Source organism: Paenibacillus amylolyticus (genome assembly GCF_003719335.1).
Classification (GTDB): domain Bacteria; phylum Bacillota; class Bacilli; order Paenibacillales; family Paenibacillaceae; genus Paenibacillus; species Paenibacillus amylolyticus_D.
Genome location: NZ_RIAS01000020.1, coordinates 17,449 through 42,698, shown reverse-complemented (window position 1 = coordinate 42,698; position 25,250 = coordinate 17,449). Strand labels below are relative to the sequence as shown.

Below are 25,250 nucleotides of genomic sequence, written 5' to 3'. Positions count from 1 at the left end.
TCTTTCATATATGTAATGTAAATTTCAGATTTGTTCTTTAAATATATTGACTGCCTTAGACGAGTTTGATATTTTTGAAAATAATGATTAGAAAGCTCGCACTTCAACCATTTGTTTAACCCGGAGGAGATTTTGTTGAACAGCATACAAAAGAAATTAAAATTTCTCTACCAGTCTACGTTGATTCCGACATATTTGTATAACCATCAGCACCAAACATTTAGTCATCCTGCTCAGAGCGAGTTAACTCATCCGCCACTGGAGTATCTCTCTGAGCTTTTGCTTTCACACGAAGAGGTCGCATATTTATCTACTTCCTTCTTTGCTTATTATGGTGCGATCAAAGTCAGTTCCCTTCCGGGCCATGTTATTCTTGTCGGACCCGTCAGTCAAACACCTTATTTGAAAGACACACTGCGTATCGCTAAAAAAGCCTTTGTCGTTTCCGGTCAAGATGAAGCAAACTTCGAAAGTTTTCTAAAGCAGATCACTCCAATGCCGCTGCAGCAATTTCTAAATCATCTTGTGACCATTCATTATTTTGTGAACGGCCAAGAGATGAGTTACTTGGACTTACTTCAAATGAATTCGATGAAGGAAATTAACAACGAGCAAACAAAACGAATTTACGAGAATAAAGAAAACTTATATTTTAACAATTCCTACGAGATTGAAAACCAGATGTGTTATTACATTGAGAACGGTAATGAAGTTGGCCTTAAACAGTTTTTGGAACGGCCTTTTATGGTTCATGAGGGTATGACCGCTGGGGACACAATTCGTCAGACGAAAAATACATCGATTGTCGCGATTGCCCTGGCTACGCGAGCAGCCATTCGGGGGCAATTAGATACAGAAGTTGCTTTTCAGTTATCCGATCTCTATCTCCAAGAGATTGAACAATTATCGACGCCTGAATCCATTCAAAATTTCATGAAAGAGGCATTGTTTAATTTTGCTAGGAGAGTCCAAGCCGCAAGGTATGATATAGCAGATGACGTAAGTATGCGAAGTTTGATTCAATATATTTATAATAACGTGCATCAGAATTTGACCGTTGATTATGTGGCAAAACATTTTGGTTACAGTCGTACGTATCTATCGACCACTTTCAAAAAAAAAATCGGCAAAAGCCTGCATCAATTTATTATGGATTGCAAGCTAAAGGAAGCTCAAAATTTGCTTGTTTATACGAACAAACCCATTAGCGAAATTAGCAACTATCTTTGTTTCTCCAGTCAAAGTCACTTTCAGACCGTCTTCAAAAAATCATTAAATATTACACCTGCTCACTTCAGGCAACAGAGCAGCCATGGTGTGCGCCAGAATAAATGATCCTAATATTGAATTAAGTGTCTTGAGCCAGTAGAGTTTATCTTCTAACAGAACGTATTTAAAACGGCCAACAAAAAGAAGCTTTCCCTTATGGGAGAGCTTCTTTTTCAATGAATCAGGAATGTTTTCTGGCATCCAATTCTTGAATGATTTTAGGATATTCTTTATCAAGTTTATATTTATACAAGGCTACAGCAAGAATAAGCAAAATGACAATGGGAACGTAAATGTTCAGGGCAATAATAGCTTGTTTAGCTCCTGCTCCTTGTGTAGCAGCCTGCTCCACGTATCCCCCTAATGCAAGAAACCAACCGATCATAGCGGTTCCAATTGCTGTTCCTACTTTGGAACCAAATGCGATAACACTATTGGTCAATCCAACCAGACGTTTATTGAACTTCCATTCCCCGTATTCAATCGTATCCGTTGTCAGAGCTGTACCAACGGCCATAAGTGGAATCGTACCTAGAGCCTGAAAGATGGAGCAGACCAGTCCCAGAACAATGCTTTCCGGTGAGATCAGTCTAATCACAGCTGCGATTAGAGCTATAATAATGCCGCCCAAGGCTGTATTGCGTTTCCCAAAACGTTTGATGAACGGTCCAGAGAGTGCGAATCCGATAACAACTGGTATCAGACCGATTGCCCCCATCAAACCAACCAGGCTTACATTTCCCCAAATGTATTTGGCAAAATAGCTGCCTGCAGCAACGTTAAGAGCAAACAATACATTTACAACTGTCATCACGATGAGGATTTGAACCCAGTACTTATTTGCAAACAACATTTTAAGACCTTGTGACAGCGGAACTTTATCCTGGAAAAAACCAAGTTCATCCAATTGAACATTATTATACTTTTCTTTGTTGGATAAAAAGGCAACGAAAATACCGATGGCAGCAACTGCAGCAAATACACCGGCTAAGATCGTCCATTCCTTTCGTCCTCCCCCCATAGCTGTTACCATCGGAATAAAAGCAATGGCAACAATCATACCGGACAAATATCCTCCTGCGGAGCGGAAAATCCCCATCAATGATCGTTCATAGTTGTTACGTGTCGTTAGTGCCATTAGGCTGGAATACGGAATAGATGTTGGTGTATACACAAGAATATAAAAGATAAGATTGGTCACAACAGCATATATTATTTTACCAGTTGGACTGATATCTGGAACAGAAAATACGAGCAGCAGCGAGACGAACATCGGGATGGTCATCCATCGAAGCCATGGACGAGCCTGCCCGTATTTTGACTTGGTGCGGTCAACAAGCACTCCCATACCAACGTCTGCAAACGCATCCAATATTTTAGTTAACAGCAGCACTGTACCAACAATTGCAGCGGATACACCGACCACATCGGTATAATAATACGTAATTAATCCAAGCAAGCCGCTGGAGATGTTAAGACCAAATTGTCCCATGGAATCTCCAAGTAATCTGCGTGTCGGAATTTCTCGTTCAGGTTGTTTGGGCTTAGCGTTCTCGGTTACAATGGGTTGTTCATTTACTATGGTTCCCATACTGTTTCCCTCCGGTATCTAGTTGTTTTAATGCTCAATTGAGTTCTTTATCTTATAACTTTATTTTAATAACTCTTTGAAGAGAGGGATATAACTCATAACAAAGATGGAATAGCGTAATCTAAATGATTGGTTTAATCGTTACAGCAGTTAGAATTTAGTATCAACTCTCCCGATTTTTCTCCATACTCCGAATCCTTTTCATTTTTTCTATTTTCGCGCTCATCCTCACATATATCAGGTTTTGTAAATGGAGATTTGATCTCTCATATTAAAAGCAGAATCTCGAATGTTATCGGAAAAATGCTGTATTTCTTCTGCAATAACCATCTGCTGTTCAACGGCCTGAACCATCGTTGTGCTTTCTGTATGTGCTTGTTTGGCAATAGAAGCTAAATGCTGCATCGAAGCGCTGACCTCCTCAGAGCTTGCGGATAATTGCTCAGAAGCGGATGAGATCTCTTGCATCTGACTGGCAACGTCTTTGGCAGATTCAAGGATCATTTCGAATGCTTGACCTGCTTGTTCAACTGCATTTATCGTTTGTGCCAACTCTTTTTTTCCTTGAACTACGATAGTGTTTGCTGATACCGCATCTTCCTGAATGTCGTTAATCGTATCAAATATGTTACTTAACGATTGACGGGTTTGATCTGCCAGTGAGCGAATTTCACTTGCAACAACGGAAAATCCTCTTCCTTGTTCCCCACTTCTTGCAGCCTCTATACCTGCGTTAAGAGCGAGTAAGTCAGTTTGACGAGCAACTGTCGCTATAAGATGAACGATTTCTTGAATAGTAACGGAATGCTGTTTCATTGTTGCAACAGATCTTTCTATTTCATCCATCGTGTGATTAAAGCGGTCAATGCGAAGTTTAGCGTTCTTTAGAAGTTCCTCTCCCTTTCTAGCTTCTTGTTCAGTAGTGGATGAACATTCTGTAGCTTCATTATTTGACTCACTGATCAGGGCAATGCCTCGGGCTACTTCATCTATGGCTCGTACCGTTTCTTCTGCTGACTGAAGTTGTACAAGCGCTCCATCTGAAACGGAAGTTGCCGACCGACCAATTTTTCTCATTGAAATGGAGGACTTCTCCAAATTCTTTATTAGATTCTGACTGGTTTGTACAACCACATCGGAATTATCCTGGGCTGAACGTATGAAGCCTGTAAGGCCAGTGCGCATGACTTCAAACATAATTGCAAGTTTGCCAATCTCATCTGAAGCGTTTGAATGAAATGACTGGCTTAAATCTCCATTATGGATCCGTTCCGTTCCTTTAACGAGATGTTCAATAGGCTTAATAATAGAACGCGCGAGCAGCAGTGCGATGACGATAACAAGTAAAGTCACTAATAACTGATATGTGATGGACTGCCAAAATACATTTTTGTTGGACGTGATCAATGTATGAATATTGGAGTTCACATCAATCACACTTTTGGATTTTAATCCAAGGATTAATTCGTTTAGTTTCTGTCCTCCCTCCAAATGACCTTGGTCAATGTAACTGGAATATGCTTCCTGAATCTGAACTACTTCATTTTTTTCGGATGGATTCAATGCAGAATACTCTTGCAAAGCTTGCTTGAATTTTGTTAACAATTGTGCACTTGCTTCTTCAACGGATTCCTTAGACGCATATCCAATCGATGGAAGCATCATTTGAACCTGGTATTCCATCAGACTCTCCTGCATCTCCTGTGCTTTCAGCGAGGAGGTAAATTGAACTTTTCGTATCTCTTCCAACTTTTCATTTTGGATTAAAGATTTGTAATTTTGGTAACTTAGTGCCACGAGATACAGTACAATAACAGTCCCAAACACGAATAGCATTTTCCTACGAATACTCATTTAATATCCACCTTCTCTAAAAGTTACATATTAATAATTCTTATAAATTTATACATGTACGAGTTAAGTATAAAGACTATACAAAGGATAAAAGTCGCCTTCATGGCGACTTTTATCTGAAATCAAGCTGAAAAGAAAGATCAAATTCTATGTTTCGCTTTGTACTGCCTGATTCAATGCTGCAAGTAATTGTGATAAGGTTTCCTCTGTCATCCCTGAAAAAGGAATCAGGTTCCGCAATGGCAAATACTGCATGGAAGCTTGAACCATCTCAGCGGATACTGCACTGGATTGAATCTCACTTTGATCCTGATCCGCTTGAGGTTGCATTTGAGAAAGGATTGCCATCGTTTTAGGATTTGCAAGCAACTCACCAAAAGTGGTGTCGCGATGGTATGTTGGGATAATTTCACGGGATGTCGAATTTACGACAACTTTTGTTGTAAGCCTAATATCTTGAGAAGATGCACCTACCAATATCTCGAATTCGCCGCTGTCCACATGCCAATCGGATCGCTCTACATCGTAATATGCAAATGAACGTTTATCGAGACTTATTGTGACTTGTTTCTCTTCACCTGGTTTTAAGTCGATCTTGGTGAAGCCCTTCAACTCTTTGTCAGGACGTGTAACACGGGATGCTGTGTCATGAATATAAAGTTGAACAATCTCCTTACCCTGCACAGAACCAGTATTCTTAATCTTTACCGAGACGTTGATGCAATCTGTATCGTTGATCTTCCTTTTATCAACAGTCAGGTTGGAGTATTCAAATTGTGTGTAGCTTAGTCCATAACCAAAAGGAAACAGCGGTTCTATATCTTTGGCTTCATAGTACCGATAACCTACAAATATCCCCTCTCTGTATTCAACCTGGTTTCCATCACCAGGGAAAAACAATGCGGATGGATTGTGTTTGGTTGAACGCGGGAACGTCTCGGCAAGCTTGCCGCTCGGGTTTGCATCACCAAATAAAATATCAGCGATAGCGCCTCCAGTTGCCTGTCCCCCCAGATATGCTTCCAGAACGGCTTTGGCATTGTGGAGCCAAGGCATAACGACAGGGGCACCATTGCTCAACACTACAATTACATTAGGTTGAACAGCAGCTATTGCGGTAATGAGCTCCTGATGATTGTTTGGCAGGTCAAGATGTTTGCGGTCATATCCCTCAGATTCATAACGATCGGGTAGTCCTACAAACAAGATGGCCACATCAGCTGCCGCTGCCGTTTCCAGAGCAGCTTGTAATAATGGAGCATTGGTTTCATCCGAGCTCAGTTCATATCCTTGTGCATACGTGAGTTGTGCTTGGTCTCCTGCTGAAAGAAGCAACTGCTCATAAGGAATATCAATTTTCGTTGCATTAATGTGTGAACTTCCCCCGCCCTGATAACGGGCAGATTGGGCTAGTTCTCCAATAACAGCGATATGGCCCGTTTTCTGCAATGGTAGTATCCCATTCTCGTTTTTCAGCAATACCATGGTCTCTTGGGCCACCTGTCTCGCAAAAGCATGATGCTCTTCAGCATCGTATGTCACATCTTGCTGCATATGATCTGCACATTTAAAAATAACCGTAAGCAAGCGTTCGACCGCTTGATCAAGTAATGAGATATCGAGTGTCCCCTCTTCAACCGCTTGAATAATTTTAAGTTGTGCCTCCCCATTGGAAGGCGGCATTTCAAGTTCCATGCCTGCCGCCACGCTAGGTACAATTTCACTGACTGCTCCCCAGTCTGACATAACAATTCCGTCATGACCCCATTCTTCTCGCAATATATCATTCAGCAGGTAGGGATTCTCCGATGCATAGGTCCCATTAACTTTGTTGTATGCAGACATTAGAGTCCATGGTTGAGCTTGTTTGACCGCTTTTTCAAAGCCAGTTAAGTAAATTTCGCGTAAAGTCCTTTCATCCACTACCGCATTAACAGACATTCGACGATCCTCCTGATTGTTAACGGCAAAATGCTTCAACGAAGTGCCGACTCCCTGGGTTTGCACACCGCGAATGTGAGATGAAGCCAGTTCACCTGTAAGATACGGATCTTCAGAAAAATACTCAAAGTTTCGTCCGCACAGCGGGGAGCGCTTGATATTAGCACCTGGTCCCAGCAAAACAGATACATTCTCGGTCTGGGCTTCTTTACCAATGGTACTTCCTACCTGTTCAATCAGGTCGCGATTCCAGGAACTTGCCAGCCCGCTGGCTGTAGGAAAACATGTCGCGGGTACACTTTCGTTCAGACCCAGATGATCCGATTCTCCATCTTGTTTTCGCAGTCCGTGTGGTCCGTCAGCTAGCATAATGGATGGAATACCTAATCTTTCGATTCCTGTGGTTGTCCAGAAGGTGCTGCCGGAACACAGACTGGCTTTCTCCTCGATTGTCATTTGATCTATGAGCTGTTTAATATCTCGTTTCATCCATGGATACTCCCTTTCGTTATGTATCATTTAAAGGTATCCATTTTATTTTACGGTTGAGGGAGAAGAAGGCATATAACGCATTCTTAAGATTGCATAACGCATTTCGCAAGATTCATTTTGATATAGATAACTACATCCAAACACGGATAACAATATCTTAATATTCGCAGGTTAAGAAGGAAATCCGGATTGTAATGCCCGTGATGATTGCCTACAATAAGGAGACCAATCATCAGGAAGGAAGTTGTTGCACTTATGTATGCGCTTTTAATTGTAGACGACGAGAAGTCTGTGGTGGACAGTCTTGCTCTCACGATTCCTTGGGAAGATAGCGGCATCGAAGAAGTGCATCGTGCCTACTCCGCCGAAGAAGCACTGGATATCGCGTCCCGGTTTGCGATTGATGTGATGATTACGGATATACGTATGCCTGAAATGGATGGTCTTGAATTAATCCGCCTTATTCGCTTATCAGCTCCTCGCATTCGGAGTATTATTTTGTCAGGACACGATGAATTTGAATATGCGCAGCAAGCAATTCGCTATCAGGCGATGAACTATATGCTTAAACCTGTGGACACTCAAGCGCTTATCCAGACTGTTGAAGACGCCATTAAGAATATTGAGCAAGAATGGGAAAAGATAAGTTCAATGCAGCAGATCCAGCACATGTTACATGCTAATCTTCCCGTGTTGCAAAATCAGTTTCTTAATGATCTCCTCCAAAATAAGCCTATGAGTCAGCATATTTTGGAGGAGCGCCTGAAGATTCTGAATCTTCCTATCCGTATGGAAGACAACTATCGAATGATGGTGATCCGAATGGAAGAGGAATTCTCAGGATATGATCTTCAATCTCTATCCCTCCTTGAATATGCGATTACCAATATTGCAGATGAAGTTTTCACTCCATTTGGATTATGGCATTGTATTACCGATCAGGGGTATCTAGTGTTCCTCATTCATCATGAGGATCCCAAAACACTAAACTCTGTCGATTCTTTTGCGGTTAAGTTGCAAAATCATGTGCAAAAATTTCTAAAAGGGGCAATCTCCATCTGTTTGGGACAAGAGCGACTTTTTCCCGGAGGATTAAGTGAAGGTTTTAATCGGTGCGTGGCGGCTATTCAACAAAATGTCGGTGAGCATAAAAGCTATTTTATTACCGTCGACGATCAGCTGCCGAACCCTGTGATGGATCAAGGTTATCTTCAACTTTTGGAGCCCCCACTTCTGCCGCAATTGTTGGAAGCTGGAAACTGGGAAGAAGCGATTGCCAAAATCAAACGTGTGCTTTTAGTAGATGAAGAAGGGTCGGACCTGTCTCATGAAGTTCTTTATACATGCTTGCTTTACTTGTCATCCACCTTTGCCATTGCATTCCGCTCACAACATGTTACGGTAGATGAACTGCTCAATGAAGAGTTCGATTTGATGATTCGAAAGAAAAGTCAAATTTCCAGTCACCGTGTATATGCCTGGGCTGAGAAAATAATTCAGTTTCATCGAAGCCAAGCGATAAATCAGATCAGGCATACCCACGATGATATTGTTTCAAGCGTGCATGCCTACATTCAGAATCATCTTTCAGATGGAATCTCGTTGCAAATTATTGCAGATCACGTTGGACTTCATCCGGTCTACTTGTCAAAAGTCTACAAAACAGCAACAGGAGAAACGATCGGCGACTATCTGTTTCGGCTGCGCATGCAAAGAGCTGTTCACCTTCTGACCCAAACCGAACTTAAAGTTGCTGATGTTAGCAAAAAGCTTGGGTTTATGGCTCCCCCTCATTTTATAAAAATTTTCAAAAAACAATATGGCTGCACACCTCAGGAATATCGAAATCGTTAATTTTACAACAAGATCATTTGATTAATTTATAATGTGAAAAAACCTTCCATCCCATCGATAATTATGGGTGGAAGGTTCTTCTTTGTATTATGCAAATTGTTGGAGCAGTTTTCTTAAGAACGTGATCTGTATCAGATGATGATAAACATACTCTCTTTCGTTGACAAACCACATCTAAGTTGATAGCATAATTTAATTGAACTTAAGGAGGTCATTCTCATTCAACCCAAACAAAGGTTAGAACAGGAGCGCACCAGCTTGCGGCAGAAACGCCGGATCGAAATTATTAAAGCGGCTACTGTTGTATTTGCACGACAGGGTTTTGAACAAACGACGATGCAGGAAATTGCAAATGAAGCGATACTCGGCGTTGCAACAATTTTCCGTTACTTCCCAAAAAAAGAGCATCTTATTGTGGAGGTAGCAGCTAACATCGTGCATTCAGAAATTGAGATACTTCAAGACGTATTGCATGATGAAGGTACGTGTTACGAGAAAATGGAGCGCATCTTTGACGCTTTGGTTTTCTATCATCAAGCTCATTATCAACAAAATTCCAAACTTATAGAAGCTTTTGAATGTTATGTTGCCTTGTCTAAAGAACCTCTGGAGAACATACAAATTTATCAGGATAAATATGATCAGCTAATCCATCTGTTTAAGGAGCTGGCCCATTTAGGCGAACAGGATGGTTCTGTGCGCACTGACATGAATACAGTTGAAACATTAATTACAATGATTAATGTATTCGGTAATTTCTCCAAAAAAATGTCCATGCTGCATGATACGGATGCATTTAATACCCGGGTAGACTTGAATCAACAATTTAACATTCTTAAAACGACGTTTCTTTCAGCGCTCAAGGCTTAATGATATCTTTTTTATTTAATGTTTGATTCCGTCTGAACTTTGGTATTTTTTGTAATTCTGCTCTCGTTCATATTCTCTTGCATAATGGATTCACCTTCAATATCGATATTAGGTAGAAGTCGATCCAACCATTTAGGCAGATACCAAGCGTGTTTGCCGAGTATTGTCATGACAGCAGGTACAAGTGTCATTCGTACGACAAAGGCATCTACCAGGATACCAAAAGCAAGGGCAAGCCCCATCGATTTGATGATCGTATCTTCGGCAAAAATAAAGCTGGCAAACACAGCAATCATAATAAGTCCAGCGGCTGTAACCACAGGCCCGCTGTGAGTTAATCCACTTCTTACTGAACGGTGGGCGTCGCCCGTGTGGGTATAATCCTCACGCATTCTGCTCACCAGAAATACTTCATAATCCATTGCCAGTCCGAACAAAATTCCTGTCACAAGAATAGGGAGGAAATTCAAGACAGGACCAGGTTCCGGGATGCCGAACAAGCTGCCGAGGTATCCATCCTGTATGACCCATACGATAAAACCAAGTGTTGAACCTAACGTGAACAAGAAGCCGACAACTGCTTTAATAGGAACCAGGATTGAACGGAAGACAAGCATTAGCAGGACAAAGGCGAGTCCAACGATAAGCAATGCAAACTTAGGCAGTGCCTCCTGTAATTTTTCCGATATATCAATGTTGACTGCCGTTCCACCAGTCACCATAATCTCTACGTTGTCTTTTTTTAGCACGTTCTCCGATTGATCCCGAATAGCTTGTACTAATTCAGTCGTGCGAATATCATGTGGTCCTGTCTCAGGCAATACAGTAATGATTGCAGCTTGCCCTGAAGGAGTAGGAATCGCTGGCGATACACTTGCAACACCTGGAATATCTTTGATGTAAGTTGTTGCCTCTGCAATCTTGGTCTGGCTATCTTTACTGTTAGTAGTTTTAGCTACAACGACAAGCGGACCATTAAATCCGGCTCCAAAACCCTCTGCTAATAAGTCGTATCCTCTTCGTTCCGTGGTTTCGGTTGATTTAAGCCCGCTATCCGGCAAGCCTAGCTGCATGTGCAGGAATGGCAATGTACATACGGTAAGAATGATTATGGATATAATCGAAATTAACCACGGTTTTCGGGTGATCAACCCTCCCCAGGCATTTTCTTTTGTTTTATTTTTCTTTTGACCTGACCATTTGCGCAACCAGCGATTTTCTCGCGCCGGACTAATCCGATCTCCAGCAACAGCCAGAAGAGCAGGAACAAAGATGATGGCAATAAGCACTGCGATAAATACACTGATTGCTGCAGCCAAGCCCATCATGGTAATAAACGGAATTTGAACAACGGATAGTCCTACAAGGGCGATAATAACGGTCAGACCCGCAAAAACGACTGATCCTCCGGCAGTAGCGTTTGCTTGCGCAATAGCTGTGTCACGGTCATAACCTTCGGCCAGCTGTTGACGGTAGCGGGATATAATGAACAAAGCGTAGTCAATACCTACGGCTAAAGCAAGCATGACAGCGAGTGTAATTGAGAATGATGACATGGATACAAAGTTCGATCCAACGATCACGGTCATCAATCCAATTCCCAAACCGATCACTGCTGTCAGAATTGGTAATCCGGCTGCAAGAAATGATGTGAAGGTAAAAGCCAGAATCATAAATGCAATCAGAATTCCGATGACTTCAGAAACGCCACCTACTTCAATTTCAGAGAAAGCCACACTGCCTCCGAGTTCTGTCTGCACTCCATTTTTGGTTAACAATTCTGCTATATTAAGTACATTTTCTTTTGAATGTTCTCCGACTTCACTTGCAGACTGTTTATACGTAATATCAGCATATCCGATTTTTTTGTCTGCACTTAGTGTCATCGTTTCGTATGGATTGGAAACGGAGACGACGGACAGATCCGTTTTAACATCTTTCAACGCTTTTTTTATTTTGGATTGATTACCCTCTGATGTGAGCAATCCCTGATCAGCTTTGAAAATCAGACGTATTTGACCACCACCATCCGACGCTGGGAATTCGGATTTCAATACCTCGGCAGCCTGCTCGGATTTTGTTCCGGGTATAGTCATCTCACCTGTAAACGAAGTCCCCATGCCTAGGCCGAGAGCTGCCATTACAATGAGAAGTGTGAGTCCTGCTGTAATTACTGCTTTTCTTTTCCTCGAAGACCAGGCTCCGAGACGATATAACCATTTTGCCATAATAAATGTCATGCCCCTTTCAACTTGCTGCAATTAGGAAGTGATTCATCACCACCCTATGTCTGTATTGTATTGAAAAATAGACGAAAAAAAATCGTACATAAGGGCATTCCCTAAATGTACGATCGGGCAAGATCGGGCATGTACGTTAGTTAAATCAAGACGTACGCGAGGCATTTTTTTACTTAGAGATGCAGGAGTCCCTTTTCGACAGCGACAGCAACCGCTTCAGACCGTGAATCTACGCCAAGTTTGTTGTAAATATTCGTAAGATGAGCTTTCACTGTACGTTCGGCAATGCCCATATCAAAAGCAATCTCCTTACTACGCATTCCTCTTGCGATGGCTTGCAGAACAATCGTTTCTTTATCGCTAAGCAAGGTAGGCTCCGTTTTTCTGGCTAACGATCGGGTCTGATGAGCGAATACTCTGGCAGTAATCTCTGGCTGAAGCAAAGTCTCTCCACGGAGTGCAGAGTCTAATGTACGGAATAGGTTTTCACGGCTGGTATCCTTTAAAAGATATCCTTTGGCACCCAGGGATAAACCTTCGATCATAAGTTCATCCTCGTTATATGTGGTAAGAATGATAACGGGAATAAGCAGGCCTTGCTCTTGCATCCGTTTCATGGTATCCAGTCCCCCAAGTCCCCCTGGCATGTTAAGGTCCATCAGGATGACATCCGGTTCAGAACTTTCCATCAGTTTTAATGCTTCAACACCTTCGTTTGCTTCTCCTACAATGCAGTAATTGTCGTCTGTTTCAAGAATAAGCTTCAGACCTTCTCTCACAACCCAATGGTCATCCACAATCATGACTTTGTGCTTCATGCGGCTATCCCTCTCCTTCTACCGATTATAATGGAACGCTTAAATGTATAGCTGTTCCTTGTGCATTACTGTCAATCTCAATACTCCCGCCAATGAGTCTGGCGCGCTCCTGTACACCAATTAAGCCGTAATGGCCATGTAATTTTCCGATGCGATCCGTGTTAAACCCTTGGCCGTTATCAACGATGTTCAGGTTAAACTTATTATTGCTATGGCTGGTAGTTATCTTGACAAGGTTCGCTTGTGCGTGACGGGCGATATTCATAAGGGACTCGCTCAAAATATGCAAGATATGCTCCATCTGCACTTTGGACAACTGTGAAGAGAGCTCTCCCTGAAATTCAGTTGCAATGCCAGTCGCCTGTCGGAATCGTTCCAGTTGTTCTTGAAATGCTTCGCTCAGCGTGATGGAAGGGGTTGATTTTGTGCGTAAATCATCTATTGCTCGTCGTGCATCCGCCAATGATTGTCTGGCCTGCACCATGGCATTACGTATAATTTCCTGTGCTTTGAGCTGGTTCCCCTTTTCTTGGTGAATACTTGCAGCCTCCAGCTGCATAATAATTCCGGCAAGACCTTGGGCCAATGTGTCATGCAAGTCCCTAGCCATCCGCTGTCTCTCACCAGTCAGTGTAAGTTCCTCTACTTTTTGGTGAGCCAGCTCTAATTCCCGCAAGAAATTTTGGGTTCTGACACGTGCATTAACTTGTTTGTAAAACAATGACGCGTAAGATATGACTACAACCATCATGAGTAAAAGTAATAAAACAAGCAGTGCCGCCTCAGGGCCAGTTCGATTAAATAAAGTTAGAGAACAAAACATGACATAGAGCACAAATGCAACGAAAACCACTTTTGCTGTTTCGAAATAGATCGCAACGGTTTGCCCGATTAATACAGGTATAAGTCCAATCAGAATCGCCGGCATGCCATCCGGCATAAGAATAGCACTACCGTATATTAAACTTGCTTGAATTATAATATATAACGGCTTGGAATAAGCGACTATTGAACCTGTTATCCAGTAAAAGTAAGCATGGACAATCATCACTATGACGAAAAAAATACTCGGGATAATAATGGGTGCTGACATGGTCTGTAGTATAAGGGTTGCGGTGGTAACAAGGCATAGCCATATTAACACAGGGAGCCGCGAAGCGGATAAAGGGTCGATAGGTTCTTCTGCATCTGAAGCGGTATTCGGTCTTCTTTTAAACCACATTAGATTCACCTCGGTATCCAGTATACCTCTTTTCAACATGAATAATAGTACTTTAGTACATGCCCTTTCGGACATACGAAACGAAGAGCGTTTTTAAAAATTTCTTTTTACACGTTTGCTAGTTAATTCTCATCTCAACTGATGACAAAGACTATGTACAGGAAGTTCTTAGATCTTTAGCCGTTGTTTTTTTTATCAAATACCTTAACAGAGTTTTTGCCTATAGAAACGTTTGGATCCTTGTCCCACCGCACTAATCCTGTCATGATAATATTTAGATAACAATCTAATCCGCAATGATACAATGTTATTGTCCATTTCGGCAATGGTACAATGTTCTTGTCCTCAGCTTGGGACAACAACTTGGTTCCTTAAATCAAAAAAGCCGCTATAATAGCGGCTTTGTATGGAACAATGTTCTTGTCCCGTGACAGTATCAAAAGTTACCTCTATCCGACAGGCAGAAAAATCCTCGCTAACCTCTCTGATCTCTATAAGCATTACTTATCGCCTATCTTTAGTACATGTCCATGAATCTCATGTTCTTTTTGTTAAATATCCGGACATGTTGATGTTGTTCTTCCTGTTTAAAGAACAAAGGACACATCATAGTTTTAAAATAAAGGTGAACAGTTCTTCCAACTCTTCATCAATTTCATAAAATAAATTCATTAATTCATCAGCATAATTGCCAAGAACCCTTCTGCTCATTTGAAAATCAAGCCATTGAAGTGTAAGGGGCATAGAAACATGGCTGGTCAATCCGTCCCACAATGCTTCTGGGTTCTCAAAATAGATTGCGTTTAATGCCAGATTCTCTTGAAGAAAACTATGCAGCTCTTTTATATTACAAATTTTTTTTCCGTCTATAGTTATGTGATACATAAAAATAAGCTCCCTTTGAATGTTACACGATCCTCAAAAATTCATCATACCTTGTTATAATTTCTCCAATTGAAAGATTTTAACCTGTTACTTTTCGCATGAACAATTCTAACGGACCCTTTTTGTGTGTTATTGCCCACCATAATGTGAGTAGTACAGACATGAGGAAGAAGAATATTGAGTATGTCACTGTAAATGATAAACTATTTGTTCAAGAATAGTTCTTCGCGCGAATATGAGTTTCCACCTGCTCCAGGAACCCTGTTACGTTACTCTTTTTCTCCCTCCCTTGACTCAGAATAACATTGTATAATTTCATATCTTCTTGTTCATGATTTGAAAGGGACTCCAGACCTTTCTCGATCGCCTGACTATTTTGAGCTAAATGATTAATCTGATTGACCGCAGGCTCCTGAGGCTCTCCACATCCGTTAAGTAGGAGAAGTAATAAGGTAATGAGAACAGCATATATCCGTTTTTTACTTATAATGTTCACGGTTTTTCCCTCTTTTAAGGTTAGTTTATCTAAGTTGAATTACAAGCGAGGATCGTGGCTGAAATTAACAACCATATGCTCATTCGGATTGTAAACCTCAAACTCATAGCCTTTTGCTCTCAGTAGTTTTAAAATTTGTGGCAGAGCTTCTACAGTCTGTTTCCGTTCATGCATCAGAATAACTTCTATATCTCGGTGTGCGCCTCTTTGTATCCGGGATATAATTTTATTGGGCTGACCGGGAAGGTTCCAGTCAAGTGAGTCCGTAGTCCAGTCCCACATTTTAAATCCTGCTGCCGCGATATCCCCTCTAAATGCCTCACCAATCTGTGGGCTGCTTCCATAAGGCGCACGTATCAGATGTGGTGTAAATCCAATCAAAGCTTCGACCTTATTTTGTACTTCTTTAAATTCATTCAAAAAGTTGTCTGAGCTGCCGCTCTTATATAACTTTTTATAACTATGTGTCATACTATGCAGCCCGGGATAACTGCCTTCTTTCACCAAACGTTTCACCGCTTCCGGGTAGTGATTCAGATTCTCTCCAACCATAAAAAAAGTAGCTTTAGCATCATACTGGTTCATAATGTCTAGCAATTGCTCCGTGTATTTGCTAGGGCCATCATCAAATGTAATATATACCACTTTGCTAACTTGACCCAAAAATCTCGTCGGTTGCTCTTTTGAGTCTGGCGAACCCTGTATGAACCCTAATTGAACAGGCTCTTTAATAACAGAAATGGGCGGCGGTTCAACCATCGTCTTTATCCAATGTGTCATACCGCTGAATGCATACGTAATCCCCATGACAAGGAGAATCAAACCCATAAGTACCAAACTTAACTTTCCATAACGAATTTTCCTTCTACGTTTGTGACTTCCACCGCGAATTGCACTTCCGTACACTTTTGTTGATTCTTGATGTGATTTCAAAACCTGTCCACGTCCTATCATCTCGTAATTTATGCTAACTATTAATCTTTGAACTTGTTCTTACATAAGATTAATAGAAAAGTTCGCCGGGAGGGGATCGTTCTGTTCACCATCTCATTTAATTCGTCGGGAATAGGAATGGAATCATACTCCTGCCTTATCCTATTCAGCTTGTCATGCATTATCGTCTCTCCTCCTCTTGGTCTTCCTCGCTCATGTTCACACGAAGCTTCTGCAGTCCTTAATAGAGCCTTGGTTTCACGGTACTCAGATTCTCGTTAAGCACTTCGGCAATTTCTTCGATCTTCATATCTTCAAAAAAGCGAAGGATAAGCAAAATCGGATATTTATCCGGCCGACTCTTATCTAATCAGACACTCCTCTGAGTCCGCGCGGGTAACCATCAATTGCAATAGTCTTACGGAAGCAAGACGGGGGAGTTGTTCGGAAAGTTTGATTTTGCAATAAGAAATTTCAGCCACTATGATCTTATCTGTGATTGGGCGGGTCACAAGCCCCCAACAAGAAAAAAAAAGACCGCTGGCGCAAATTCTTGCGGGCGGTCTTTGCTGTGATCGAATATGAGGGCGGACAGAAAAGGAGGAAAGCGCGTTTTTAATTTTCTGCGTTGGAGATCGTGATCTGACCCTGCTTGTCTTGGATGACCTTCAAATTCAGAATATCGGACAGGAATTCCAGCGGCACGTAGACGTATCCATTTTTCATTTCCGGTACCGCCCCGAGCTTGCGGGGAGCATTTTTTCCAAGAAAATAGCTGTCCTTGTTCAAGCTGATGGAGCTCCAGAGGGCTCCTTTGGTAATGTCGGCGGTTTTGCTTTTGCCATTCCAGGTAACGTCGAAATTCATCTGGCGCAGCACGCTGGCTAAAGGCACCATTAGCTTACCGTCTTTGCCGATGTAATGCTTGCTGGAAGGAATGATCGCTTGGACAGCTCTGTGTACGTCTTTCTGGTCCGGGAGCTTCACGGCAAATTCAGGCGTGCCTGTCGATCCCGGAGCGATGCTGTATTTTTGGAACACGATGTATGCATGCCCGTCCTTCACGTAAAAGCTCTGCCCGGGATGTACACCCTGAAATCCGTCCTCCCCTTTAAAATAAAGCTCTTGGTCTGCAGCGATTGCGGATTTAATATGCGCATCCAGAATGGAAGGGTACTTACTCCCGAACAGATCTTCAAGCGTTACGCGCTTCGCCTCGGCTTCATTCGTGAAGTTGTACGTATCCACAAGTGTCTCTGGATTGTTCATTCTGGTCCCCTCCGTGGTGATTTTAAGGGAGACTAGGCCGTTGTCCGAGCCGTCCGATGTCAGCTCATATTGGATCAACAGCTGGTAGGGATGCATGGTGTAGCCATTCTTTTTGGCCGAGGTGGCTGCTTCAGCGGCGGCTTTTTCCCATTTTGCAAGATCCTTGGAGGCATGGGATTCAATAATATCGTTCAGCTGATCCTGATATTTGGTGTCTGCGAGTCCTTGGAATACGGGAATGGTGACATCTGCCTTCAGCCATTTCTCAGATGAGTGGAGTTTCTTGCTTGTAACCATCTTCGTGGCAAGCACGGGAGCCGTAATCTGTCCGTTGCCGGAAGCGGATTGGACCTGTGCATGTGCGGAAGAAAGCCCGGAAGCGGACACCATCAGAATGCCTGCCAAGCCGGCGACGGCTAAGGTTTTGGTCCATTTTGTTGTATATTGCATCGTTTTCATCGTGATTACCTCCTGGTGATTAAATAGATTTAGTCGTACAGTCCTTGTTACATTCGGATCATTACCTAGCGGGCTCGTCCGATGCGATTTCCTGCTCTCTTACGTGGGGCTCATGTGGCTAATATCCGAAATGCGACCCTTCACAGTGCGTTAAGGAGCAATTGCTAGGTGCAAAACGGCTCTTATTGGACATACTCGTTGCTGACGAGCAAGTCCTGAATGCCCTCCGTCGGAATCGTAAACTGGGCAACGCCCATGTAGCCAGGCGCTACGTCATATTCATTGAAGCTGATGACCAGCTTGCCGTCCTGATTAATGTAGAAATTCTGGTCCTTGGCGATGCTGCGGAACAGATCATCCTCCGGCATATCCGCCTCGCTTCCAGGCTGCTGAACCCAGTAAACCTTGCTTGGGTCGTCCTTCATCTGCTGACGCATTTGCTCTTTAATATTGTCGCTAATCACTTGAATATAGCGTTCATCGCTGAAGAGGCTCGGCAGCGTGATGACGATATGGTTGACTTTATCGATCGTATCGTATTTGCGGGATTCAGCGGAGGTTCCGGCTGATTCAACGACATAACGAGAGAGGGTCAGCAGCCGATCCGTATCGGTGACGACTTCATAGCCGCTTTCCAGCCCGAGATGCCCTCCCCCGCTTTTTTCTAGCTGGGTCACTTCATCCTTGAAGCCCTCGTACAGCTTCTTGTTTTCCTCCAAATATTTGGTGTTTAGGGACTGTTCCAGTCCAGGATCGCCGGTGCCGGCAATGCCGGGCGTTTTAAGATGCACATCGGTGTTTTCGTTCTGTTCGGCATATTCCCGGATAGTGATCACCTTGACAATCTGCCCAAGCACCGGCACTTCAGACAAGGCCTTGGCGAAGGCCGGGCTGGCGTTTACGCTGACAGACAGCAGGATGCAGGCAGCCGCAGTGCTTACGATCCAGGGCATGGCCTTTGTTTTTGTTCGCCGGGAGGCGATCGTTCTGTTCACCATCTCATTTAATTCATCGGGAATAGGAATGGAATCATACTCTTGCTTCATCCTATTCAGCTTATCATCCATTATCGTCTCTCCTCCTCTTGAGCTTCCTCGCTCATGTTCACCCGAAGCTTCTGTAGTCCTTGATAGAGCCTTGTTTTCACGGTATTGAGATTCTCGTTAAGCACTTCGGCAATATCTTCGATCTTCATATCTTCAAAAAAGCGAAGGATAATCAAGATCCGGTATTTGTCCGGCAACTCATCCAGTGATCTTGCCAGATCCAGGTCGGCATAACGGTCTTGACTGCGTGGCAGCACAACCTCCAGTTTTTCTTCGTCCATGATTTGGATTTTTTTCTGTTTTCGTATGAAATCCAAGGACGTTGTTACAACGATCCGGAAAAACCAGCTTTTTAGTGAACCCGTATTCTTCAGGTTTTCAATGGACATGAAAGCTTTGTGGATGGCATCCTGCACGATGTCGAGGGCATCCTCTTTGTTGCGGACATAGCTGTAGGCCAGTCGATACGCCCTTTCTTGGTTTTCGGTGATGCATTGGATTAGAAGCTTTTCCAGCTTCCGGCCGACTCTCATCTAATCAGACACTCCTTTGGGCCCGCGCGGGTAACCATCAATTGCAATTGTCTTACGGAAGCAAGACGGGCGAGTTGTTTAAAAAGTTTGATTTGCAATAAAAAAATTCAGCCACTATGTGATTTATACAAGGCTATAAAAGATAAGAAATCATAGGTGTTACTACAGAAAATAGAATTTTGTTGATCGAATTAAACGAATAAATTTTCTTAATGAAACAAGCTGACCAGATTATTGGTCAGCTTGTTTCATTCCTGCAGTAAATACCTTCTAGCTTTGAAGCCCCTTGTCTATTTAATCACTCATAAAGAGACTCACCTCCAAGCTTAGATACTTTTCCAATCGGAGATAGGAGCGTGTTCTTGTCTATTTCGGTAATCGGACCAAGTTCTTGTCCCAAGCCAAGGACAAGAACTTGGTTCCTTAAATCAAAAAGGCCGCCCACAGGCGACCTTTTGAGCAACAATACGATTTTCAACTTGAAGTATGATCATCAGGACTCTGGATCATATAGGTCTGCATCATGTTCGGAGATCCAATCAATTTGCCTGAATCCAGGGCCACCCATCGTTTGTTGCACTTCCAGCACCTCTAATTTCGGTGCCAGCCAAGGCGCATTTTTCGTTTCCATCGGTCGTCCCCTCCTTTCTACAAAAACTGGAACCAAGATGCGAGCACCCTCACATTACTTGCACAATACAAACTCTTTAAAGATACGAAATGTATCTTTATGAGGATTATAAGACACAATACGTATCTAAGTAAACAAGCTATTTCATCCCTTTCTTAGGGTTAAGTATTTCCCTTTAGCGCTACTGATTACCCAAGTTAAAGCCCGCTCGCCTCTATTATAGCTTTTTTATTTAGACATCTATCTAATCGGAAATGGGAACATGTTCTTGTCCCTCAAACATCAGTCGATCGATTGCATGAAAAAAGGCAACCCATCATAGATCGGCTGCCTCATTAATTTTTTTTATTGAGCACGGTTATCCTTACATTCAATATTAAATCTAGTAAGACATTTTAATAAGTTAGGTTAAGCCGAAATGTTCTGTTAAAATCTTCACTAAAACTTGCTTATAAACATTCAAATCATATGAAGAATTGTTTGCCGTTTCCTTAGCTATATTTATGTTGTTAAAAATATCCTTTTCCAATTCTCTTCTTGCCTTAAGAACCTGAAGAGTTCCCTCTAGCCCAATGTAACCAAATTTTTTTCCATACCCTTGATTTGTATAATATTCAATAAAACCCTCTGACCATTCTTTAGGTCTTTCCTTAAACGCTTTTCTAAAGGAATGCTCAAGATCATTCTGTTCAACATAAATCAATAAGGGTTTTAGTCCTTCTACAATTTTTTCCAGTTCTCTGATGTAGCTAGTAACATCTTCGTTCATAGCGCCATATTTGATCATTCCTATTGTTATAGGATTTTGCATAAAGCAACAATCAAAAATGTAAGTGTCTGAACCATTCAACGCACGCTTAGTAAACTGCTTCCATCGTTCTGTAATTAGTTCCTTGTTGTAATCTAGTGTTAATTCATAAACATCGTTTTTTAAAATTACATCTAGCAACTCATTTGGAATCTTGGTCGCACCCTCATTTATCATTTTTTGATATTCAAGGAAATAATGGTTGCCTTCATTAATTATACAATTATTTAATAAATCTCTAAATTTTTCATGGTTATTTAACAATTCATCGTATTCCTTTTTCTTAAAACAAGCTACTCCATCGTAGTCAGCAGGATGATCCAAGTTCCCTTCCAAATAAAGCTGAGTTTTAATGTTCATATCCGTTAGAATTTCATGGACCAATTGAGCAGTTGTTGTTTTCCCGAAGCCTGGTATTCCCTCAATCAAAATCAACTTAGGTGTCATAAGATTTCCTCCATTCAAGAATTTGGAGGATAAGCAGGTTCGAAGCGATTTGAGATGCGTTTTCACAATAAAATAAAAAAACGAATACCAAAAGTTATCCGGGGAATAGGTTTATAAAACAACTTGACCTGCATACCCTGTAAGAATAATTAAAAAAATGCCAAATAAAAGGCTGTTACTTTTAAAGGCCTATTTTAATTTGTTAATCTTTACAGGTTAATCCACATGATAAGGTTTATGCTCCTTTGTATGCATCTCATGACTGATTTTACCATTGGAAATGTAAAAATACAATGAAACGTAAGCAATTCGTGTGCACCGCATCTCTATTTTATGACTATATGTTCATCGAATAAACCCTTCAATAATATCGAATTAATTCGAATCCTTAATTTATAAGATAGTTATTCGATATGTTGATCTGATGTACGTTTGAGTGACATAATGGATCCTCCTATCAAAAAAGCAGCCCCGTCAGGAGCTGCTTCATGTTATACCTTATCTTGTAATCTGATCTGTTCCCGCTAACCTGCCAGCTTACTCGGCATCCGGATAAGGATTGATCTTCTGGATCGTTCCGTCTTCGTTGTATTTTAGCTCGGAATATTTAACACAACGCTTGTGGTTGACGCCTTCCGACAGGGAGCTGTCGTGATAGAACAGATACCACTTGTCTTCAACTTTCACAATGGAGTGGTGGGTTGTCCAGCCGATAACCGGAGAGAGAATCTCGCCCTTAAACGTGAATGGTCCCATGGGGTTCTTGCCGATCGCATATACGAGCTTATGCGTGGTTCCTGTAGAGTAGGACAGGTAGTAGTAGCCGTTATATTTATGCATCCATGGGCCTTCAAAATATCTCCGGTCCTCATCCCCGGCCAGAATTGGATTCCCGTCTTCATCGACAATCGATATCTCGGCAGGCTTGCCCTGGAAGGACAGCATGTCGTCGCTAAGCAGTGCAACTTGCGGTCCAAGCGCCGGCTGGTCAGGAGCCGGTCCTTCTGCATCTGGCAGGAAGCTGCCAGTCTGCCATTTCTCCAACTGACCACCCCAGAGTCCGCCGAAATAGATGTATGACTTATTGTCGTCATCCACCAGTACGGCCGGATCGATACTGAAGCTGCCTTCCATATAATTCGGCTGCGGCGTAAAAGGGCCTGCCGGAGACTCTGATGTTGCCACACCTAGACGGAAGATACCGTCATGGTCCCGTGCCGGGAAGAACAGGTAATAGGTATTGTTCTTATAAGCGGCATCCGGTGCCCAGAGTTGCTTGGAGGCCCAGGGAATATCTCTCAGATGCAATGCTTCGCCATGATCGACCACCGGGGAATCGAAGTTGTCCATCGAGAGGACATGATAGTCTTCCATTTTATACTGGTCGCCGTTATCGTTGCTCGGCTCGTCATGATCGAGGTCATGGGAAGGATAGATGTAGATTTTGCCTTCGTAGACATGAGCGGACGGGTCCGCAGTGAAGATGTGGGTTACGAGCGGCTGGTGCGGCTTAGGTGGTTGTTGTTGATTCATAATGCATCTCCTTTGGTATTGGAATAATAGAATTCAGGACGGATACATATACTGTCTCCGACCTTTTTAAACAAAGCAAGCGCTTACATATCTGATGTAATTGTACACTCCCCGCTTGTTTTTTCCAATATACATACTAAAGGTCTTCCCCGAAAAAATGTACAATTTCTAACTTTACTGCTTCGTCCAACTAAGTGTAGATGATTCATAATCATATGTTATACTTGAAAGGTTGTTTTAACCAAAAGTAAGGAGGAATGTAAAAATATCTGTAGCGATTGTGTTATTCCATCCGCATTTCCCCCTTTTCTTCCTGTAACTTTTATGAAAAAATCTAAATTGAGAGTCATACTAACTAGGAGGATGCATGTAACAAGTTGAATGTAGCATTTATAGATTTATAGTCTATAGCAACCAGTACAACCAGAATAGGAGTAACTTATACCATGAGAAAAATCATTCAACGTACATTTTTAATGACGACTTTAACCGCTCTTCTTACGATTCCTTTAGTCTCAACCAACATGACCATATCTGCTGCGGGTTATAAGCTACTTCCTAAGCCAGAATGGACATATCATGTACCGTCCGATACGACCACACAAATACATAGTAAGAACAATTATTACACTGGGAGAGTCGTTTTTCCTATTGTGTCAGAACTGACTAATCTAGAAACCGCATATACATTCTTGTATAAAACAGCTCGTTCTGCCGGCAAATCTAAAGCTGTAAATTCAATACTCGCGATAGATGATAAAACAGGAAAACAAAAATGGATTCATGACTCACCTATGCGCTATAATTCTTTTGACTTGGATGAGGAAGGTAATGTCTACTATTATGATGAGGTAATGTCTGGTAACAAAAAGGTATACAAATTAATTGCCCTGGATTCCAATAACAAGCAACGTTGGGTCAAAACATTCAAAGAGCATTTTCAATTCAATATACTGGAAGACGGACGTATAGCAGTAGTTACGTTCACCAAAGACACTAGCGTAATCACAATTTACAACCAGGAAGGCAAGCAGCTTATCAAAACGGAGTTTCCTGGTCACATGCGTCATATTCAGGGCAACTACGTCGGATTGATCAATTCTAATGCACCGAGAAGCACGACGACCATTGATATCTATTCCATATCCACTGGTAAAAAGGTTGTTACTGCTGTCCAACCACAAGATCATGTCAATATTGTGCATGCTGACTTTGAAGTGTTAAGCGGTGGCACTGTGATTGTTCCAATATATGATGCTAAGACGAAAGTAGAAACTTTACACGGCTACAAGTCTAACGGGGAAGAAAAATGGACCAGAAGATTGCCTAAGCCAGCACAAGATGCCGTGTACGGCACAACATACGCCCACGGCATGTACGATTCTATATATGTATCCTTAGGAAATAACTACTTGATTCAAGAAAAAAATAAGCTTAGTTTGTACAATACTAACAATCAATTGATAGCGACCAAGACATTTGATGATTTACCTGCACAAGGATTGCTACAACAACTCAACGATTACAGTATCGTCTTCGGAGCCACTGATAAATCACAAGCCTGGTATGATTCAACTAAGCCAGAGCCTAAGAAGGCAGTCTACTACATTCTAGATTCGCGGACATTAAAAGTAAAAAACACCCTTGAACTCGATGACGCTCTTTTTCACCAAGCTGATATTCGTTTTCACGATGAAAACACATTCTATATTCACATGGGTGAAACGATCACCAAATACGTTTTAAAATAACCTATGCAACTTGCACATTCACCTCAATAATGACGTATGACCTCGCACCTTGATAAGAGCTAGGCATACGTCGTTTTTTTATTAGGTTATTTCATATTAGCAATCGGGTTAATACTCGTAATCCCCCATCAATGCATCTATCCAACATATTGAAGAATTAGCTGGTATAGCGCTATGGAAAGCCCTAGAAGACTCGCCTTCATTTTTGATGGATGGTATCTCTCTCGGTTTGATAAATATAATAAAATCAATAAAAATCCAATGGGAAGCGATAGCTCAAAGTCACCTTCTGATGAACCATAAGAATA

At 42.0% G+C, this 25,250-nt stretch carries 21 protein-coding genes; 4 read left to right on the top strand and 17 right to left on the bottom strand.

All coding sequences use genetic code 11. The features are described from left to right. Window positions 1–135 precede the first annotated feature (135 nt). Window positions 136–1,335, top strand: a complete 1,200-nt coding sequence (locus EC604_RS26005) for a helix-turn-helix domain-containing protein (protein WP_123066935.1) — start codon at window positions 136–138, stop codon at window positions 1,333–1,335. Between the two features lie 115 nt (window positions 1,336–1,450). Here the strand turns inward: EC604_RS26005 and EC604_RS26000 are convergent, their stop codons facing one another. The 3 genes from EC604_RS26000 to EC604_RS25990 form a co-directional block, all read right to left on the bottom strand. Beyond that, the gene (locus EC604_RS26000; protein WP_123066934.1) at window positions 1,451–2,860 is read right to left on the bottom strand and encodes an MFS transporter; all 1,410 of its coding nucleotides are present in this window, start codon (window positions 2,858–2,860) and stop codon (window positions 1,451–1,453) included. Window positions 2,861–3,097: 237 nt separating this feature from the next. After that, window positions 3,098–4,714, bottom strand: a complete 1,617-nt coding sequence (locus EC604_RS25995) for a methyl-accepting chemotaxis protein (protein WP_123066933.1) — start codon at window positions 4,712–4,714, stop codon at window positions 3,098–3,100. Window positions 4,715–4,861: 147 nt separating this feature from the next. After that, window positions 4,862–7,144 (bottom strand): beta-glucosidase, encoded by a 2,283-nt coding sequence (locus EC604_RS25990; RefSeq protein ID WP_123066932.1) that lies wholly within the window; start codon window positions 7,142–7,144, stop codon window positions 4,862–4,864. A gap of 258 nt (window positions 7,145–7,402) precedes the next feature. Here EC604_RS25990 and EC604_RS25985 point away from each other — a divergent pair, with 258 nt between their 5' ends. Continuing rightward, window positions 7,403–9,001 carry a response regulator gene (locus EC604_RS25985; protein ID WP_123066931.1) on the top strand — a complete coding sequence of 533 codons (1,599 nt, stop codon included), beginning with the start codon at window positions 7,403–7,405 and terminating at the stop codon, window positions 8,999–9,001. 258 nt (window positions 9,002–9,259) lie between these two features. Further along, entirely contained in the window at window positions 9,260–9,871 is a 612-nt protein-coding gene (locus EC604_RS25980) for a TetR/AcrR family transcriptional regulator (protein WP_161557051.1), read from the top strand. Between the two features lie 11 nt (window positions 9,872–9,882). On the opposite strand, the gene EC604_RS25975 is transcribed toward EC604_RS25980, so the two are convergent. The 14 genes from EC604_RS25975 to EC604_RS25905 all read right to left on the bottom strand — a co-directional run bounded on the left by EC604_RS25975 (window position 9,883) and on the right by EC604_RS25905 (window position 23,191). Then, complete coding sequence (locus tag EC604_RS25975) at window positions 9,883–12,099, bottom strand: MMPL family transporter (protein WP_123066929.1); 2,217 nt, start codon at window positions 12,097–12,099, stop codon at window positions 9,883–9,885. A gap of 185 nt (window positions 12,100–12,284) precedes the next feature. Continuing rightward, the gene (locus tag EC604_RS25970; RefSeq protein ID WP_123066928.1) at window positions 12,285–12,929 is read right to left on the bottom strand and encodes a response regulator; all 645 of its coding nucleotides are present in this window, start codon (window positions 12,927–12,929) and stop codon (window positions 12,285–12,287) included. A 25-nt stretch (window positions 12,930–12,954) separates the two neighbouring features. After that, window positions 12,955–14,190: a sensor histidine kinase gene (locus tag EC604_RS25965; RefSeq protein WP_161557050.1), complete on the bottom strand. Its 1,236-nt coding sequence runs from the start codon at window positions 14,188–14,190 to the stop codon at window positions 12,955–12,957. 567 nt (window positions 14,191–14,757) lie between these two features. Then, window positions 14,758–15,036, bottom strand: a complete 279-nt coding sequence (locus EC604_RS25960; RefSeq protein WP_123066926.1) for a barstar family protein — start codon at window positions 15,034–15,036, stop codon at window positions 14,758–14,760. 79 nt (window positions 15,037–15,115) lie between these two features. Then, a complete protein-coding gene (locus EC604_RS31115) occupies window positions 15,116–15,226 on the bottom strand; it encodes a DUF418 domain-containing protein (RefSeq protein WP_123066925.1) in 111 nt (36 codons plus the stop codon). Window positions 15,227–15,247: 21 nt separating this feature from the next. Then, the gene (locus EC604_RS25950) at window positions 15,248–15,532 is read right to left on the bottom strand and encodes a hypothetical protein (protein WP_123066924.1); all 285 of its coding nucleotides are present in this window, start codon (window positions 15,530–15,532) and stop codon (window positions 15,248–15,250) included. 39 nt (window positions 15,533–15,571) lie between these two features. Continuing rightward, window positions 15,572–16,465 (bottom strand): polysaccharide deacetylase family protein, encoded by an 894-nt coding sequence (locus EC604_RS25945; RefSeq protein WP_240037227.1) that lies wholly within the window; start codon window positions 16,463–16,465, stop codon window positions 15,572–15,574. 241 nt (window positions 16,466–16,706) lie between these two features. Beyond that, complete coding sequence (locus tag EC604_RS30675) at window positions 16,707–16,802, bottom strand: sigma factor-like helix-turn-helix DNA-binding protein (protein ID WP_275670055.1); 96 nt, start codon at window positions 16,800–16,802, stop codon at window positions 16,707–16,709. Between the two features lie 278 nt (window positions 16,803–17,080). After that, window positions 17,081–18,193 carry a stalk domain-containing protein gene (locus tag EC604_RS25930; protein WP_123066923.1) on the bottom strand — a complete coding sequence of 371 codons (1,113 nt, stop codon included), beginning with the start codon at window positions 18,191–18,193 and terminating at the stop codon, window positions 17,081–17,083. Window positions 18,194–18,375: 182 nt separating this feature from the next. After that, a complete protein-coding gene (locus EC604_RS25925) occupies window positions 18,376–19,260 on the bottom strand; it encodes a DUF3298 domain-containing protein (protein ID WP_123066922.1) in 885 nt (294 codons plus the stop codon). Beyond that, complete coding sequence (locus EC604_RS25920; RefSeq protein WP_123066921.1) at window positions 19,260–19,772, bottom strand: RNA polymerase sigma factor; 513 nt, start codon at window positions 19,770–19,772, stop codon at window positions 19,260–19,262. The genes EC604_RS25925 and EC604_RS25920 overlap by 1 nt, the downstream gene beginning before the upstream one ends. Window positions 19,773–20,265: 493 nt before the next feature. Further along, window positions 20,266–20,403 (bottom strand): paeninodin family lasso peptide, encoded by a 138-nt coding sequence (locus tag EC604_RS25915; RefSeq protein WP_123066920.1) that lies wholly within the window; start codon window positions 20,401–20,403, stop codon window positions 20,266–20,268. A 403-nt stretch (window positions 20,404–20,806) separates the two neighbouring features. Then, complete coding sequence (locus EC604_RS25910; protein ID WP_123066919.1) at window positions 20,807–21,658, bottom strand: hypothetical protein; 852 nt, start codon at window positions 21,656–21,658, stop codon at window positions 20,807–20,809. A 537-nt stretch (window positions 21,659–22,195) separates the two neighbouring features. Next, the gene (locus tag EC604_RS25905) at window positions 22,196–23,191 is read right to left on the bottom strand and encodes a glycoside hydrolase family 43 protein (protein ID WP_123066918.1); all 996 of its coding nucleotides are present in this window, start codon (window positions 23,189–23,191) and stop codon (window positions 22,196–22,198) included. Between the two features lie 446 nt (window positions 23,192–23,637). Between EC604_RS25905 and EC604_RS25900 the strand changes: the two genes are divergently transcribed. Further along, a complete protein-coding gene (locus tag EC604_RS25900) occupies window positions 23,638–24,942 on the top strand; it encodes a PQQ-binding-like beta-propeller repeat protein (RefSeq protein WP_123066917.1) in 1,305 nt (434 codons plus the stop codon). The last annotated feature ends 308 nt before the right edge of the window (window positions 24,943–25,250 follow it).

Excerpts from the sequence above, each read along its gene's own strand:
- EC604_RS25970 (WP_123066928.1), bottom strand. The coding sequence starts at position 12,929 with ATGAAGCACAAAGTCATGATTGTGGATGACCATTGGGTTGTGAGAGAA.
- EC604_RS25965 (WP_161557050.1), bottom strand. The coding sequence starts at position 14,190 with ATGTTGAAAAGAGGTATACTGGATACCGAGGTGAATCTAATGTGGTTT.
- EC604_RS25925 (WP_123066922.1), bottom strand. The coding sequence starts at position 19,260 with ATGGATGATAAGCTGAATAGGATGAAGCAAGAGTATGATTCCATTCCT.
- EC604_RS25930 (WP_123066923.1), bottom strand. The coding sequence starts at position 18,193 with ATGAAAACGATGCAATATACAACAAAATGGACCAAAACCTTAGCCGTC.
- EC604_RS25990 (WP_123066932.1), bottom strand. The coding sequence starts at position 7,144 with ATGAAACGAGATATTAAACAGCTCATAGATCAAATGACAATCGAGGAG.
- EC604_RS25915 (WP_123066920.1), bottom strand. The coding sequence starts at position 20,403 with ATGGAAACGAAAAATGCGCCTTGGCTGGCACCGAAATTAGAGGTGCTG.
- EC604_RS25960 (WP_123066926.1), bottom strand. The coding sequence starts at position 15,036 with ATGTATCACATAACTATAGACGGAAAAAAAATTTGTAATATAAAAGAG.
- EC604_RS25910 (WP_123066919.1), bottom strand. The coding sequence starts at position 21,658 with ATGACACCTAAGTTGATTTTGATTGAGGGAATACCAGGCTTCGGGAAA.
- EC604_RS25995 (WP_123066933.1), bottom strand. The coding sequence starts at position 4,714 with ATGAGTATTCGTAGGAAAATGCTATTCGTGTTTGGGACTGTTATTGTA.
- EC604_RS25905 (WP_123066918.1), bottom strand. The coding sequence starts at position 23,191 with ATGAATCAACAACAACCACCTAAGCCGCACCAGCCGCTCGTAACCCAC.
- EC604_RS26000 (WP_123066934.1), bottom strand. The coding sequence starts at position 2,860 with ATGGGAACCATAGTAAATGAACAACCCATTGTAACCGAGAACGCTAAG.
- EC604_RS25985 (WP_123066931.1), top strand. The coding sequence starts at position 7,403 with ATGTATGCGCTTTTAATTGTAGACGACGAGAAGTCTGTGGTGGACAGT.
- EC604_RS25900 (WP_123066917.1), top strand. The coding sequence starts at position 23,638 with ATGAGAAAAATCATTCAACGTACATTTTTAATGACGACTTTAACCGCT.
- EC604_RS25920 (WP_123066921.1), bottom strand. The coding sequence starts at position 19,772 with ATGAGAGTCGGCCGGAAGCTGGAAAAGCTTCTAATCCAATGCATCACC.
- EC604_RS25975 (WP_123066929.1), bottom strand. The coding sequence starts at position 12,099 with ATGGCAAAATGGTTATATCGTCTCGGAGCCTGGTCTTCGAGGAAAAGA.